The organism is Ruegeria sp. BG9 (assembly GCF_056538305.1).
This window is the reverse complement of record NZ_JBQFSY010000007.1, coordinates 289,633-304,838: the sequence shown is the minus strand read 5'-3', so window position 1 is coordinate 304,838 and position 15,206 is coordinate 289,633. Positions and strand designations below refer to the sequence as shown.

Here is a 15,206-nt window from a genome sequence, read left to right as displayed (position 1 = left end):
CTTCGGAATGTGGGGTCAACTGGCGTGCCCGTCTAGATACAGTGTAAGCGCTTGCAATGCAAAATGTAAGCGCTTACAGTGGCTTCGAATCGGAGAGGAGGGGATTTGGCAATGTTCATATTCGCGGCCATTGCGCTTTTTCTGGCGTTCCTGATCAACGTCGTCGCGGGCGCATTTGGCTACGGCCAATTCCTGGGCGACGTAGGAGAAATGGTGTTGCTGTTCGCGGCATCGCTCGCATTCGTTGTCGTCACGCTAAGGAAAGAGGCGGCCGCACAATCAAAAAAACAATAAATGACATGACCCATAGGGAGGAAAACATGGATCGTGAAAAGCAGGAATTGACTTCGGCTTCACGCCGGAACTTCTTGAAGCTGGCAGGAAGCGGTAGCTTCACCGCAGCTCTGGTTGCAGGCGCTGCGGGGACCTTGTGGTCCAGCGAGGCCGCGGCACAGACCGCCAAGGAAGAGCGTGAGCGCGAGGATGCAGCGGAATTCACGATGACCCTTGCGACAGCGTATGTCTTGGGTGCGTCGCGCAGCTATCCGATCATGCAGCTGGACCTGAAGGAAAACATCCAGAACGCCACCAATGGCAAGGTCTATGTCAAGCTGGCACCGGGTGGTCAGCTCGGGGCAGGTGGTGCCTTGGTGCAGGCGGTGCAGGCTGGCACTATCCAATGCGCACAGCATTCCCTGTCGAACTTCGCGCCCTATGCGAGCGCGGCTGACCTGATCAACATGCCCTATTTCTGTGGCTCGAACCAGCGCTTCACCAACCTAGTGACCTCAGATGCGTGGAAAGCCGAAGTACACCCCAAGATCGAAGCCGCAGGTTTCAAGGCGCTTTTCTACATCAATATCGACCCGCGCGTTGTGGCTGTGCGCAAGGGCGGAAACGCCGTGATCACGCCAGGCGACATGGCGGGGGTCAAGTTCCGCGTGCCCGGCTCGAAGATGCTGCAGCAGTACTATCGCATGGTCGGCGCGAACCCGACGCCGGTGGCCTGGGGCGAAACGCCTTCGGCGATCAAGCAGGGCGTTGCGGATGCTCTTGACCCGTCTGTTGGCGCGCTCTTTGTGTTTGGTTTCAAGGACATCCTGAGCCATGTCACCTTTACACAGGCGGTGCCGGACAGCCAGATTTACTCGATGAATCTGGAATGGTTCAACTCGCTACCCGCAGATGTTCAGGAAGGCATCGAGTTCGCGGGCGAACTGACCTCGCATCAGAATCTGGCCAAGGTTCCATCTGCACGCACCTACGCAATGGCGGAACTGCGCAAAGCAGGTGTTGAGTTCCACAGCCTCAGCGAGGATCAGCTGGCGGAATGGAAAGCCGCTGGTGGGTACCAACTGTCCGATTGGGACGAGTTCAAGGTCGAGCTGGCCGGTTCCATGGACAACTTTGCCAAGCTGGAAGAAGCGGCTGGCACGAAAGGGCGCTACTACGTCCACGATGCTTGATTCGCCTCGTCGCGTTTCAGGGGCGGCATAGTTACTGGCCGCCCCACAAATCTGACGACAACTTGGAAATCCGGCTGCCGGCTGCCTTTGAGGTGCCGGTGAACGGGAGGATTGCATGCAAAGAATACTGCAAGAACTGAACCGGAATGCCGAGCGCTGGCTGCTGCTCGTGTTCTACACGATGCTGGTGGCGACGATGTTCATCGAAGTGCTTCGGCGCGAGTTGTTGTCCTATTCCTCGATCTGGGGCGAGGAAATCGTCCGATACTCGTTCATCTACCTCGCCTGGATCGGCGCTGCCGCTGCGGTTCGTGAGCGTGGCCATATCCGCATTGACGTGATCATGCACTATGTCAGCCCTCGGATTAAGGCGTTGCTGTATCTCTTTGGGGATTTTGTGATGGTCGCCGTGTCGGTCGTGGCGCTCTATTATTCGTATGAAACAGTCCACGTTTCCGCAAAATTTGGATCTGTGACAGACGGTCTGCGCATCAGCCGTGTCTGGTTCCTGATGGCCGTTCCAATCGGTTTCGCACTGGTTCTGCTGCGCCTCTTCCAATCCATCCTCCGCGACATCGCGGACCTTCGTGCGGGTCGCCCCGTTTACGAAGGTGACAAACTGTTCGACTGAGGGGGCTGGACATGCTTTGGAACCAACTCGATCAATCCGTTGTCCTCGGCTGGGATTTTTATGGCCCGGTCATCCTGTTCGTCGTCCTTGTCGCACTTGCTGTTCCCGTCTGGGCCGCCATCGGTTCGGCCGCGATCCTGATGCTTGTCTGGTCAGGGGCTCTGCCTTTGAGCCTCGTCGGGGAAAAGCTGTTCTCTGGCATCGACTTTTTCGCGCTGACGGCTGTGCCGCTGTTTATCTTAACGGGTGACGTCCTCGTCAGAACCGGGCTCAGTCGAAAATTTCTTGATGTGGCTGAGGCTCTAACACAATTCGCCAAGGGCGGCTTTGGATCAGCCACGGTGCTTGTCTGCGGTATGTTCGCCGCGATCTCGGGCTCAGACGCGGCAGGGGCAGCAGCTGTTGGCCGTATGACGATCGACCGACTGGTCGAATCCGGCTACCCCCGGCCTTATGCCTGTGCACTTGTTGCGGCGGGTGCCTGTACCGGCATCCTGATCCCGCCATCGATCGCCTATATCATCATCGGCCTTGTTCTGGGCATTTCTGCCTCGACACTGTTCCTGGCCGCTCTGATCCCCGGCATCGCGATCCTTCTGTCCATTCTTGCCACCAACATCATCATGAACCGCCTCAAGGGCTGGGAAGGTGGCGGCAACATCAGCATGGGAGAATACTTCTCGCGGCTAGGCAAAGCCCTGAAGTCAGGTTGGTATGCCTTCCTGGTGCCCGGCATCATCTTCTACGGCATCTTTTCGGGTCGACTAACGCCGACCGAAGCAGGCGCTACAGCCGTGGTGGTGACGATCGTCATGGGGTTCATCCTGCGCACTCTGAGCCTGAGCGATTTTCCAGCGATGCTGGTTAGTTCAGCCAAGGTGAACGGGGTCATTCTGCCGATCATCGCCTTTTCGGCTCCCTTGGCCGAAGCACTGGCCATCATTGGCGTCCCGCAAGGCTTTGTGGCAGCCGCCACCTCTGTCAGTGACGAACCGCTTGTCCTTATCCTGATGATGGTCGGCATCCTGATCGCAGCGGGCTGCGTGATGGAGACGACGCCGAACATCGTGATCCTCGCGCCGATCCTTAAGCCTCTGGCAGATGACATCGGCATGAACGAGATCCAGTTCTGCATCATGATGATCACAGCTTTGGGCGTTGGTTTTATCACGCCACCCTTGGGGCTGAACCTTTTCGTGGTCGCAGGGATAACGGGCGAGTCGATCCTGAAGATCGCTTATCGCGCCATTCCGTTCGTCCTGTTCATGCTGATCGTCACCCTGTTCATCGCTTACGTGCCGACGATCTCGACCGTTCTTCTGCCAGATATTTACAAATAGGAAGCAATCAATGCCGAGAGAATATCTCAAAAAAGCGACGCTGACCTCGAAAAGCGATGCTTCGGAAACCAAGAAAATCGTCCGCGACATTCTTGATGAAATCGAGGCCGGCGGGGATGAGGCAGCCATGGCCTACGCCCGGAAGTTCGACAACTACGATGGCGAAATTCTGTTGTCGCCTGAGGCCATTGAGGCTGCGTCGGCCCTTGTGCCCGAAAAGCTGAAGCAGGACATCCAGTTCAGCCACGCCAATGTCAAGAAGTTCGCTGAGGCGCAGTTGGGCACGGTCAAAGACTTTGAAACTGAGGTCGTCCCGGGCTTTATCGCCGGTCAGAAGGCGATCCCGGTGGATGCTGCAGGCTGCTATGTGCCCGGCGGGCGGTATAGCCACATCGCAAGCGCGATCATGACCGTCACAACGGCGAAAGTCGCTGGGTGCAAGCACATCGTCGCTTGCTCGCCGCCACGTCCTGATGTGGGTATCGCGCCTGCCATCATCTATGCGGCGCATATCTGTGGTGCAGACAAAATCTTGGCCATGGGCGGTGTTCAGGGCGTTGCGGCGATGACGTTTGGCCTGTTTGGCTTGCCCAAGGCCAATATTCTCGTAGGTCCGGGAAACCAGTTCGTGGCTGAGGCGAAGCGGATGCTGTTCGGCCGTGTCGGCATCGACATGATTGCCGGCCCGACCGACAGCCTGATCCTGGCCGACAATACAGCCGATCCGATGGTGGTTGCAGCCGATCTCGTGGGTCAGGCCGAGCATGGTTATAACTCGCCGGTTTGGCTGGTCACCGATGACCGCGCGCTGGCTGAAGAGGTCATGCGGCTGGTGCCAGAGCTGATTGCCGATCTGCCAGAAGTGAACCGCGACAATGCCACCGCCGCCTGGCGCGATTACGCAGAGGTCATCCTTTGCGCGGACCGTGAGGAAATGGCCGCAACATCCGATGCTTATGCACCCGAACACCTGACGGTTCAGGCGGAGGATCTGGAGTGGTGGTTGGATCGCCTCAGCTGCTATGGCTCGTTGTTTTTGGGCGAAGAAACCACCGTGGCATTTGGCGACAAGGCGGCAGGAACAAACCACGTCCTGCCGACCTCTGGGGCGGCCAGCTACACAGGTGGCCTGAGTGTGCACAAGTACATGAAAATCGTGACCTGGCAGCGCGCGACCCGCGAAGGTGCCAAGCCCGTCGCTGAAGCGACCGCGCGGATTGCGCGCCTCGAAGGCATGGAAGGCCACGCGCGCACGGCTGACATCCGCCTGAAAAAATACTTCCCGGACGAAGAATTCAACCTGACGGCGCAAGGCTAGAACACTTGTCTTCCTCTCGATTATTCAGCGTTGGTGGCCGCGTGGCCGTTGTGACCGGGGCCAGTTCTGGCCTCGGACAACAAGCGGCAACAATCTTGGCAAACTCTGGCGCAAAGGTGGTGGGCGTTGCCCGCCGCGCCGACGCCTTGGCAAGCTGGGCCAATGAGATGGGCAGAAACGTTGCCGTCGTCGCCGGCGATGTGGCCGATCTTGAAAAACAACCGGAGCTTGTGCGCGAAATGGCGGCTCCGTTCGGCGCGCCAGATATTCTTGTTCATGCTGCGGGCCTGAACCCCAGACTGCCAGCCGAGGACCTGTTACCAGACATTTGGAACGCGACCCTCGCAGTCAACTTGTCCGCCCCGTTCTTCCTGAGCCAGGCTTTCGTCCCGGCCATGAAGGCAAAAGGCTGGGGACGGATCCTCAATTTTACGTCGCTGCAATCCTTTCGGGCCTTTCCAAACGGGCTGCCCTATGGGGCGTCAAAGGGCGGCGTGGCCCAAATGACCCGCGCCATGGCCGAAGCGTGGTCGTCTGCGGGGATCAATGTGAATGCAATTGGTCCGGGCTTTTTTGAGACCGAACTGACTGCGGCGGTCTTTGCTGATCCCGAACGGGCCGAACGTAACGCAGCTCAAACTTGCATTGGCCGCAACGGGGCGCTCGGAGATCTCGATGGGCCTCTGCTCTTTCTGTGTTCAGAAGCCTCTCGCTACGTGACCGGCCAAATCCTGATGCTGGATGGAGGGTTCACCGCCAAATGAAAGCTCTTGTTTATACAGAAGTTAAAGCCCTGTCTTACGAAGAGACCAGGGACCCAACCCCACAGCTGGGCGAGGCGCTGATCCGGGTGGAAAGCGTGGGCATCTGTGGCTCGGACATGCATGCCTATCTGGGTCACGACAACCGTCGCCCGGCCCCTCTTATCCTTGGGCACGAAGCGGCTGGCACCATCGTTGGCGGACCTCGCGCAGGTGAGCGTGTGACGATCAACCCTCTGGTCAATTGCGGTGCATGTCCGGCCTGTGTTTCCGGACGTGAAAACCTGTGTCCGACGCGGCAGATCATCTCGATGCCCCCGCGCGAGGGCGCTTTCGCTGAGCTTGTACGCATCCCCGAAGCCAATTTGGTCACGGTTCCTGACGATGTTTCACTGGCCAAGGCAGCACTGGCCGAACCCATCGCCGTCGGCTGGCATGCGGCCCGACTTGGCGTTGAGGCGCTGCATCCATCGGAACCTCGCCACGCGCTTGTCATTGGTGGTGGCGCAATTGGAGTGGCCGCCGCTTTGTCCCTGCAAGCGATGGACTTTGAGGAAGTTATAATCGTCGAGAGAAATGACATCCGCCGAGAATACCTCTCCTCCACCTGCGGGATGCAAGTCGCCAAGGAGGTTCAGGGCGAGTTCCCTGTTGTTGTCGACGCTGTCGGATTTGCGGCAACAAGGGCGGCTGCTTCTGCAGCTGCCAAGCCGGGAGGTGTGGTTCTGCATATCGGCCTGGGTGAAGACACAGGCGGTCTGGATGTGCGTCGCATGACCCTGCAAGAGATCACCTTTATCGGCACCTACACCTATACCGCGCAAGACTTTCGCGACACCGCCGCCGCCATGTTCGAGGGCAGGCTGGGCGCACTGGACTGGGTGGAAAGCCGCCCGTTGTCAGATGGCGCGCATGCCTTCGAGGACATTCTGGCAGGGCGAGTCGCGGCCCCGAAAATCATTCTAAAACCTGACGCCTGAGGAGACTACAAATGGCTGAAATCCCCCACTTGCTCGTCCACGAACATGCCGACAATGTCGGTGTTGTCGTGGTCGAGGGCCTGACGGCCGGCACCGATATGCTGGTCTGCGTAACCCATGACAATTCGACCTTCCGCCTGACATCGGGCGCTGATGTGCCAATTGGCCACAAGATCGCGCTGAAAGACTTCAAGGACGGTGATACCGCGATCAAATACGGCGAGGACATCGGCAAGATCATCGCGGACATTCCCAAGGGTGGCCACGTCCACACCCACAACTGCAAAACGAAGCGCTGGTAAGGAGTCCTCTTCATGGCACTCGATTTCAAAAATATGTCTGTGCATGCTTACCGTCGTGAGAATGGCCGTGTTGGTGTTCGAAACCACGTGATTATCCTGCCGGTTGACGATATCTCGAACGCGGCGTGCGAAGCCGTTGCCAATAACGTCAAAGGCACACTGGCAATCCCGCATGCCTATGGCCGCTTGCAGTTTGGCGCGGATCTGGAGCTGCACTTCCGGACCATGATTGGCACCGGGGCGAACCCTAATGTGGCCGCTGTTGTCGTGATCGGCATTGAGCCCGGTTGGACCAAACGGATTGCCGATGGCATTCGCGAAACTGGCAAACCGGTCGCTGAATTCTCGATCGAGCAGAAAGGGGACTTTGAAACCATCCGTCAGGCCAGCTGGGCCGCGAAAGAATTCGTGCATCTGACCTCGGAATACCAGCGCGAAGAGTGCGCGCTGAACGAACTTTGGATCTCGACCAAATGCGGTGAGTCCGACACCACCACTGGTTTGGGTTCCTGCCCGACGGTTGGCAATATGTACGACAAGCTGCTGCCTGAGGGCATCACTGGCTTTTTCGGTGAGACTTCAGAGATTACGGGCGCTGAGCACATCTGCCAGAAACGCGCAATCAACGAAGAAGTGGGTGAGCGTTGGTACAAGATGTGGAAAGCCTATCAGGACGACGTGATCTTTGCGCATCAGACCGACGACCTGTCGGACTCTCAGCCGACCAAAGGCAACATCGAAGGCGGCCTGACCACGATTGAGGAAAAAGCCCTGGGCAATCTCGAAAAGATCGGTCGGACCTCGCAATATATAGACATCCTCGATGCCGCCGAAGCGCCAAGCTCGGGCGCGGGGCTGTACTTCATGGACAGCTCCTCGGCCGCGGCAGAATGCGTGACCCTGATGGCGGCCGGTGGCGCAGTCATCCACACCTTCCCTACGGGTCAAGGCAATGTGGTTGGCAACCCGATTGTTCCGGTTATCAAGATCACCGCGAACCCTCGGACCGTGCGTACGATGGGCGAGCACGTGGACGTCGACGTGTCGGGCATCCTGCGTCGGGAACAGACCATTGACGAAGCGGGCGATGCACTGATCGACATGATCCGCCGCACAGCCAATGGCCGCAACACAGCCGCCGAAGCACTTGGCCATCGCGAATTCTCGATGACCAAGCTTTATCGCAGCGCCTAGATCTGGCAGGGGCGGCGCCAAGGTGCCGCCCCACCCAAAGACAAAACCATGGCACATATGGAAAACATCAGCCTTTCCGAGGCCAAGGCCCTCATTTCGGGTGCATTGATGGCTCAGGGGGTTTCTAAGGAACACTCTGAGTCCGTCGCCAATGCGCTGGTGGCGGCAGAAGCCGAAGGCCAGGCGGGTCACGGGTTTTCGCGCCGCGGGGACTATGTCGCGCAGGTGCGTAGCGGGAAGATAAACCGGGACGCAAACATTACTTCTCGCCTGACCAGTCAAACTGCGATCTCCACTGACGCCGATTTCGGTTTTGCGTACCCGGCGCTGGATCATGCCATCTCACAAGGCATAAGCGTGGCGCGTTCATACGGCACGGCAACGATGTCGGTCAAAAACTCACATCATGCGGGGGCGTTGTCGGTGCAGGTCGAAAAACTCGCCGCAGAGGGCCTTGTGGGCTTGATGTTTGCCAACGCCCCTCCGGCAATCGCCCCTTGGGGCGCCGCGATCCCGGTTTTTGGCACCAACCCCATCGCCTTTGCAGCCCCGCGACGCGATGCACCACCACTGGTGATTGACCTGGCGCTTTCGCATGTTGCGCGCGGCAAGGTCATGCATGCCAAGAAAACAGGCAAACCCATCCCGCCGGACTGGGCCTTTGACAAAGACGGCAAGCCCACGACCGACCCAGCCGCCGCATTGGCTGGTTCCATGGCCCCAGCCGGAGGGGCAAAGGGAACCGTCCTCGCCTTGATGGTCGAGGTTCTCGCGTCGGTTTTCACCGATGCAAACCCCAGCTTGGGCGTGGCTTCGTTTTTCGACGCAGCGGGGCCTTCTCCGGGGTCCGGGCAGTTCCTGATTGCTATGAGCCCAAACAATCTGGGCGCCTTCACGGATCGTCTCGAAATGGTGCTAACGGCCATCGAAAGCCTCGAAGGCGCACGGCTTCCGGGGGATCGGCGGGCAAACTCGATCAGCCGCGCGCAGGCGCACGGCATAGCGGTTCCCTGTCAATATCTTGATCTGGCTCGCGAACTCGCGCGCGCAAATGTCTGAGGCCGCCAATATGACCATGTCCCTCAGCACTGACGCCACAAACGCCCCCTAAATCGACAAAGGAACCGACTATGTACAAGCACATTCTGATCCCGGTCGCTCTGGACCACGAAGGCGTTGTCGCCAACAAAATCGTCGCTGGGCGCCGTCTGCTTGCCGAAGACGGTCGGATGACCTTGTTGACAGTGCTGGAAGACATACCCGGTTTCGTCGCCGAATTCGTGGAGTCGAAACCCGAAAACCACCTTACAGCGCGCATCAAGGACGAACTGGATCGCCTTGCGAGCGGCGCGGACGACATCTCGACCGAAGTCATCACTGGCAAGCCCGGCCTGAAGGTCGCGGAGTTTGCCCGCGAGAACCATGTTGATTTGGTTATTGTCGGATCTCACAAACCTGGCGTTCGAGACTATCTTCTGGGCTCGACGGCGTCGCGTATTTCACGCCGTGCGCCGTGTTCGGTCTTCATCCTTCGATGAGGGGTAAGGGGTCTAAGACCCTCAAAAGGCCCGGTACTGGCCGCCCGGACAAAGAGACACGGCTGTTGCTTGGCCAGAGTGACGGAACAAACCTGAGCGAACAGCCCTATGATCGGCGCCGCTTGTCTTATGCATCCACATTCAGCAACCCGGTTCAGCGATGGGCGATCAAAGCGATTGAGCTGGCTACAAGCAAATTCCATTTGTTGCGTCGCATCCGCAAATTCGAGGCAATGGGCGTGCCCGCTGGGCAACCCTTCTGGGGGCAGGCCCTCAAGGTGATGGGCATCGCGCTGCAAACGCCCGATGAAGAAATTCGTCAAATCCCGAGCAAAGGGCCCGTGGTGGTTGTCGCCAATCACCCGCACGGGCTTGTCGACGGCATGATCCTGGCGGAACTGATCGGTCAGGTCCGAACCGATTATAAAATTCTAACGCGGTCTCTGCTGACGGGTGTCGTTGAGATTGACCAGTTCATGATCCCGGTCCCCTTTGATCATGAACCCAACGCTCTTGAAAAGAGCCTGGAAATGCGCCGAAAAGCTATGGAGCATCTTGCGAACGGAGGGTTAATCGCATTGTTCCCTTCCGGGGTTGTTGCCTCGTCGGACAGTTGGTGGGGGCCTGCGATCGAACGCGAATGGAATCCCTTTACAGCCAAACTTATCCAGCGCTCTGGGGCCACAGTTGTCCCCATTCGTTTTCCGGGACGCAACAGTCGAGCATATCAAATCGCCAGCAATGTCTCCGCCACGCTGCGCCAAGGGTTGCTTTTGTACGAGGTGCGGCATGCCTTGGATAAACCCCAGCGCCCGATCGTCGGTGACCCTATTGAGAGAGACGAGATTGAAAAACGGGCCGGCAATCCACGGGAAATGCTCGAGTTTCTAAGACGGCGCACTGTCTCTTTGACCAGTCGGCGTTGATCTCCCTTGGGGCCAATCAAAAAGAGAGCGTTTCAGACAGGAGAGACTGTTAAGTGCCTACAACTATTGCCTATTGCGCCCTTCATATAACGTTTGGTTCATGGGCTTGGACGACATGCAATTTGTTCAGAATCGTGGTCTGCGCTTTTGCCGCAAACAGAGCTTCCAACGGAAAGTATAGCGACTGCGCAGAGCACGACCACTACAAGATACCTAGGTCATGCCCGGCCATATTTGACGACCCCTTTTCGGCCGATAGTGCGGAAATTTGGCACGCAGAGAAGGAGCGCCAAAAAACAGGTTTTGCTTTAGGTTTGAGCATGCTTGCAGCTCCAAAGGCTTCCAAATTTTGTCAAACCGATGCCTTTCCTATTGGCCTGAACGTAGGTTCTCATTCCAACCCATCTGGGATGGCGCCTGTCATGCGCCTTGGTGATCATGCAAATTCTATGTTAGGGAATGGCGCGCTCTGGTTCTTGAAGTGCAAAACAAATTAGAACGACGATTCCAACAAAGGGAGAAATTAAATGTTTGAAAACAAAAGAACTGTTCGTGCGCCTGATGGCCGTCTGATCACTATCGGTCAATCCGGAGTTTTTGCTCAGCCTGAAACCAATTCTGCACATCGCCAATCTGCGATCGCTGCCGAATACGTTGGCCACGGCGAGCCTTCGCAGGTCGGTGCCAAGATTGACCCCGGCCAGCATGGAGCCAAAATTGACCCGTCTCAGCTGGGCGCAAAGATTGATCCGGGCCAAATCGGGGCCAAGATCGATCCAGGCCAAATTGGCGCCAAGATTGACCCCGGCCAACACGGAGCCAAAATTGACCCGTCTCAGCTGGGTGCAAAGATTGATCCGGCCCAATTCGGGGCGAAAATTCAACCAACTGCTTAAAACCAGTCCAAACAACGTACTTGAATGTTGGCTCAAGCCTTTGAGCCAACATTCGTGTCGCGCAGTATGAATCGTCATTGCGCGTACTGATAGGTTGTTGCCAGTCGCGTGAGAACTTGGTTTGAAACAGTATTTTGATGGAACACATCGCATTCGCTCGCCCAAGCAGACGGTTGAGCTTTTGCGGGACCTGTTTCCGGTTTTTGGCATCACGCGTATCGCGAATGTCACGGGGCTTGATCGTGTTGGGCTACCGACAACCGTCGTATGCAGGCCCAACTCGCGATCAATGGCGGTTTCTCAAGGGAAGGGAGTGACATATGACGCTGCGGTCGCTTCTGCCGTGATGGAGTCCATCGAGATTTTCCACGCAGAACGCATTGTGGCTCCGGTCATACTCGCGAGCCTTGAAGATATCAGATACACACACAACGTTTTGCCCGTTGATCAGTTGCCGCTGAGCAATGAGATGGAATTTGATCCTTTCGCGCCGAACCTCTGGATTGAAACGCAACTGTTGGCGGGTTCCGGAAATGTGTGGGTTCCCTACGAATTGGTTCATACAAACTACACACGCCCTCTGCCACCCGGGAGCGGGTTTTTCCTGTCGAGTTCGAACGGTCTGGCCTCGGGTAACTCACTTTCCGAAGCAAAGTTGCACGGCTTGTGCGAGGTGATCGAACGGGATGCTGTTGCGCTATGGTCGCGTTTGCCGTGGCAAGAGCGTGATGCACGTCGAATTGATCAACGGACGATCGAAGATCACGGTTTGTGCCAGACCTTAAGCAAATTCAAGGACGCCGACATAAGCTTGGCGATTTGGGACGTGACGACGGAAATCGGCGTACCGGCTTACTTGGTATGGGCATGTGAAAACGGAAACGTGCCGATACTTCTCTCTCGCCCATCTGTCGGCGCAGGGTGTCACCCGTGTCGGCAGATCGCGCTCTCGCGCGCCCTGACAGAAGCTGCGCAGGAACGGCTGACATTGATCACGGGCGCGCGTGATGATCTGCACTCGGACTACTACTCTGAGATGGAGTTCCAAGAAACGATTGCCCGACCTGGGTGCCTGAGTTTTGACTCCAGGCAATCCTATGAAAGCAAATCTCCCGAAGGCGATCTTGTTTGGCTCAAATCGCGGTTGACTGCAGCTGGACTAGACGGTGCCTGCTTCATCGACATTACAGCCGACTATGTCTCCGATCACATCGCAGTTGTACGTGTGCTCGTCCCCGGGTTGGAGGGGCCACATGATGACCCACGCTACACGCCGGGCTCGCGTGCGCAAAACGCATCAGAGTTGATGCAATGACCGTTTTTGTTTTCTGCGGCCCCACCATTCACGAAAGTGAAGCCAAACAGATTTTAGCGGCTGAGTATCTGCCGCCGGCGGCTCAGGGGGATGTATTGAATGCGGTGTCGCGAAAGCCACGCGCCATAGGAATAATTGACGGCTATTTTCAGTTCACACCGTCTGTGTTGCACAAGGAAATACTCTGGGCGCTTGATCAGGGTGTGCATGTATTCGGCAGCTCCAGCATGGGCGCGTTGAGGGCAGCGGAGCTGCATAGTTTTGGCATGAAAGGGGTTGGTCGCATTTTTGAAGAATACCGCGACGGTCTTTTGACGCGAGACGACGAGGTTGCCTTGAATCACGGACCTGCCGAACTGAAATACCCGTCTCTATCAGAGCCGCTTGTAAACATCAGAGCAACGCTAGAGGTTGCTTCGGAAAACAAAGTCATTTCCCAAGAAACGGCCGATAAGCTCATGAATCTAATGGATCAAGAGTATTTCTCCAGCCGCTCATACAAACATATGCTGCGCCTAGGCGAACAGAACAATGTACAACCCGATGAATTGCTTCGGCTTGATCGATGGCTCGAGAACAATACGGTCAATCAGAAAAAAATAGATGCGATCGAAATGCTAAAGTCTATGAACGCATTTCTACGCGACACACCTGGTCCGTTCACTGCGCGCTTTCGGCTGGAGCGAACGTCGATATTTGATCAGCTCACATCATGATCGCCCGCCTCAAACCATCGCAACTCTACGCCAATGGTCCAGCTTACTTTGCGCTTGGCGTGTTTTTTATGTCTGCGATGGATGCGGTCGCCAAGGTGCTTTCCGAGACGTATTCCGGGCTTCAGATCATCTTGTTCGAAAGCACCTTTGGCCTTTTGTTTTTCCTTTTGTTCATTGCGCCTCGAAACTGGAGATCCTTGGCTTCACCAAGATGGCCGCTATTGATGGCCAGAGGGGTGCTGACCTTAGGCACAATGTACTTTTTCATTTCCGGTCTTCAAAACTTACCGCTTGCCGAAGTGACCATGATCTTCATGGTCGCGCCTATCTTTTCGATGGTCTTGTCTTCACTTGTCTTTCGGGAACATCCTGGGCTTCCCCAGTTACTTGCACTTGTTGCAGGCGCTATGGGCGCTTTACTTTTGATACGCCCACCGGGCCTAGGTCTTAACCCGGCAGCCTTTTTTCCATTGGCGGCCGCGTTGTGTAGCGCACTCGGCTTAATCACGGCGCGTGCCCTTTCAAGACGGGATACACCGGAAGCAATCGCCGGATATGAATATCTCATGGTCTTTGCTGCGGCCGCTATTTTGGTGCCCTATGGGAGCTACGTTCCGGGTTTTTCCGACCTCTGGCTCGTTGGCTTGTTGGGTGTTTGTGGCGCTTTGTGCGTGTATTTCAGAACATCGGCATGTTCCTTCTCGCCGATTAGTACGCTGGCCTCGATTGAGTATTCCGGAATGCTCTGGGCGGTCTTCTTCGGCTATTTGATTTGGAATACCTTGCCCGATTTGTGGGGCTGGATAGGCGCTGGTCTCATCACAATTGGCGGTCTTTTGGCCAACAAAACCAAAAAGAGCGCAACTCTTGTCTAAAGATACGATTTTTGGCGAAAGCCGCCTTTTCGTAAATGAACCAGGGCGGACATATACTAACCTGCCTGACCTTGTCCCATGGTGACAAGCGACTGGTAGGTCAGGCTTGCGACTTGCCCGTGTAGAAATCAGTCAATTCTTCCGCCAGCGATTTGTAGAGTTGGTGCACGTCTTCTATTCCCGGAACTTCAAGCTGATCGATCCTTTCCAAAAATGGGCAGTTCACAACGCTGATTGCCTGCCCTTCGTGGTCCAGCACAGGGTAGGCGAGGTTCGTCACCCCAACCGCTGTGGCTGATGGCATTTGCTCATAACCCCACTCGCGTATGCGGGCGACATGTTCCCTGAATTCAACGACATCCAATTCCGGCTCACCTTGCGCAAGCCTGTGATTGTCTAGCAGGTCCTCAAGGGCGGCGTCACTGCGAAACGCTGCAAGAACACGGCCGGTACCGGTATTCCCAAGGCCAATCACGGTTCCGACGCGCAATGCCAAACCCCAGTTCCCGGGAGAGGCAATCGAGGCGACAACAACTATGTCTCCATTGCTCTCCATACCCATATGGCAGGATTGCCAGGCCTTTCTCGTTACGGCCCGCATTTTGGGTGTCGCCATCTCAAGCAACCGCTCGACTGGAGGATACCTTTGTGAAATCGCAAACATTTTCAGGCTGAGTGAATAGAGATCATCGTCAGATGACCGGATCACATAACCGCGTCGCACCAGTGTGGACAGCATGCGGTAGATTTCGCTTTGGGACCGGTCCAGAGCGCGTGCAATGTCACCTTGCGCCAGCCCGTCGGCATGCAGCGATAGCAACTCGATGATGTCCAAACCCTTCTCTAGGGCAGGGGCACGATATTTCTCTGAAGTTGCCGACACGTATTCCTCCCAATTCGCGCTTGCGGGCGAATGCGTGGGCAAAGTGCATTGAATGAACGGTGGAT

At 56.5% G+C, this 15,206-nt stretch carries 17 protein-coding genes; 15 read left to right on the top strand and 2 right to left on the bottom strand.

Annotated features, from left to right (window positions below; translation table 11 throughout):
* The first annotated feature begins 111 nt into the window (after window positions 1-111).
* The 12 genes from ACR0I8_RS14180 (at window position 112) to ACR0I8_RS14125 (ending at window position 10,456) form a co-directional block, all read left to right on the top strand.
* Window positions 112-294 carry a hypothetical protein gene (locus ACR0I8_RS14180; RefSeq protein ID WP_170467628.1) on the top strand — a complete coding sequence of 61 codons (183 nt, stop codon included), beginning with the start codon at window positions 112-114 and terminating at the stop codon, window positions 292-294.
* 26 nt (window positions 295-320) lie between these two features.
* Window positions 321-1,466 carry a TRAP transporter substrate-binding protein gene (locus ACR0I8_RS14175; RefSeq protein ID WP_170378172.1) on the top strand — a complete coding sequence of 382 codons (1,146 nt, stop codon included), beginning with the start codon at window positions 321-323 and terminating at the stop codon, window positions 1,464-1,466.
* Between the two features lie 115 nt (window positions 1,467-1,581).
* Window positions 1,582-2,097 (top strand): TRAP transporter small permease, encoded by a 516-nt coding sequence (locus tag ACR0I8_RS14170; RefSeq protein ID WP_170378174.1) that lies wholly within the window; start codon window positions 1,582-1,584, stop codon window positions 2,095-2,097.
* An 11-nt stretch (window positions 2,098-2,108) separates the two neighbouring features.
* Window positions 2,109-3,437 carry a TRAP transporter large permease gene (locus ACR0I8_RS14165; protein WP_170378176.1) on the top strand — a complete coding sequence of 443 codons (1,329 nt, stop codon included), beginning with the start codon at window positions 2,109-2,111 and terminating at the stop codon, window positions 3,435-3,437.
* Window positions 3,438-3,447: 10 nt separating this feature from the next.
* Entirely contained in the window at window positions 3,448-4,755 is a 1,308-nt protein-coding gene (hisD, locus tag ACR0I8_RS14160) for a histidinol dehydrogenase (protein ID WP_170689176.1), read from the top strand.
* Between the two features lie 41 nt (window positions 4,756-4,796).
* Window positions 4,797-5,519 (top strand): SDR family NAD(P)-dependent oxidoreductase, encoded by a 723-nt coding sequence (locus tag ACR0I8_RS14155; RefSeq protein ID WP_480703293.1) that lies wholly within the window; start codon window positions 4,797-4,799, stop codon window positions 5,517-5,519.
* Window positions 5,516-6,496, top strand: coding sequence for an alcohol dehydrogenase catalytic domain-containing protein (locus ACR0I8_RS14150; protein WP_170689174.1), 981 nt, complete (start codon window positions 5,516-5,518; stop codon window positions 6,494-6,496). Before ACR0I8_RS14155 ends, ACR0I8_RS14150 begins: the two co-directional genes overlap by 4 nt.
* Window positions 6,497-6,507: 11 nt before the next feature.
* Complete coding sequence (locus tag ACR0I8_RS14145) at window positions 6,508-6,798, top strand: UxaA family hydrolase (RefSeq protein WP_170378184.1); 291 nt, start codon at window positions 6,508-6,510, stop codon at window positions 6,796-6,798.
* A 12-nt stretch (window positions 6,799-6,810) separates the two neighbouring features.
* Complete coding sequence (locus ACR0I8_RS14140) at window positions 6,811-7,992, top strand: UxaA family hydrolase (protein WP_170689173.1); 1,182 nt, start codon at window positions 6,811-6,813, stop codon at window positions 7,990-7,992.
* 48 nt (window positions 7,993-8,040) lie between these two features.
* Complete coding sequence (locus ACR0I8_RS14135) at window positions 8,041-9,051, top strand: Ldh family oxidoreductase (RefSeq protein WP_480703292.1); 1,011 nt, start codon at window positions 8,041-8,043, stop codon at window positions 9,049-9,051.
* A gap of 71 nt (window positions 9,052-9,122) precedes the next feature.
* Window positions 9,123-9,530 carry a universal stress protein gene (locus ACR0I8_RS14130; RefSeq protein ID WP_170689171.1) on the top strand — a complete coding sequence of 136 codons (408 nt, stop codon included), beginning with the start codon at window positions 9,123-9,125 and terminating at the stop codon, window positions 9,528-9,530.
* Between the two features lie 281 nt (window positions 9,531-9,811).
* The gene (locus ACR0I8_RS14125) at window positions 9,812-10,456 is read left to right on the top strand and encodes a lysophospholipid acyltransferase family protein (RefSeq protein ID WP_480703290.1); all 645 of its coding nucleotides are present in this window, start codon (window positions 9,812-9,814) and stop codon (window positions 10,454-10,456) included.
* 452 nt (window positions 10,457-10,908) lie between these two features.
* Here ACR0I8_RS14125 and ACR0I8_RS14120 read toward each other — a convergent pair whose 3' ends face one another.
* A complete protein-coding gene (locus ACR0I8_RS14120; protein ID WP_480703288.1) occupies window positions 10,909-11,430 on the bottom strand; it encodes a hypothetical protein in 522 nt (173 codons plus the stop codon).
* A 43-nt stretch (window positions 11,431-11,473) separates the two neighbouring features.
* Between ACR0I8_RS14120 and ACR0I8_RS14115 the strand changes: the two genes are divergently transcribed.
* Genes ACR0I8_RS14115 through ACR0I8_RS14105 form a run of 3 tightly spaced genes read left to right on the top strand, consistent with a single transcriptional unit; the run spans window position 11,474 to window position 14,258 of the window.
* Window positions 11,474-12,667: a YcaO-like family protein gene (locus ACR0I8_RS14115; RefSeq protein WP_170689168.1), complete on the top strand. Its 1,194-nt coding sequence runs from the start codon at window positions 11,474-11,476 to the stop codon at window positions 12,665-12,667.
* Window positions 12,664-13,383, top strand: coding sequence for a TfuA-like protein (locus ACR0I8_RS14110; RefSeq protein WP_170689167.1), 720 nt, complete (start codon window positions 12,664-12,666; stop codon window positions 13,381-13,383). The genes ACR0I8_RS14115 and ACR0I8_RS14110 overlap by 4 nt, the downstream gene beginning before the upstream one ends.
* Window positions 13,380-14,258, top strand: coding sequence for a DMT family transporter (locus ACR0I8_RS14105; RefSeq protein ID WP_170689166.1), 879 nt, complete (start codon window positions 13,380-13,382; stop codon window positions 14,256-14,258). Before ACR0I8_RS14110 ends, ACR0I8_RS14105 begins: the two co-directional genes overlap by 4 nt.
* Before the next feature lie 100 nt (window positions 14,259-14,358).
* On the opposite strand, the gene ACR0I8_RS14100 is transcribed toward ACR0I8_RS14105, so the two are convergent.
* Complete coding sequence (locus ACR0I8_RS14100) at window positions 14,359-15,141, bottom strand: IclR family transcriptional regulator (RefSeq protein WP_170689165.1); 783 nt, start codon at window positions 15,139-15,141, stop codon at window positions 14,359-14,361.
* Window positions 15,142-15,206 lie beyond the last annotated feature (65 nt).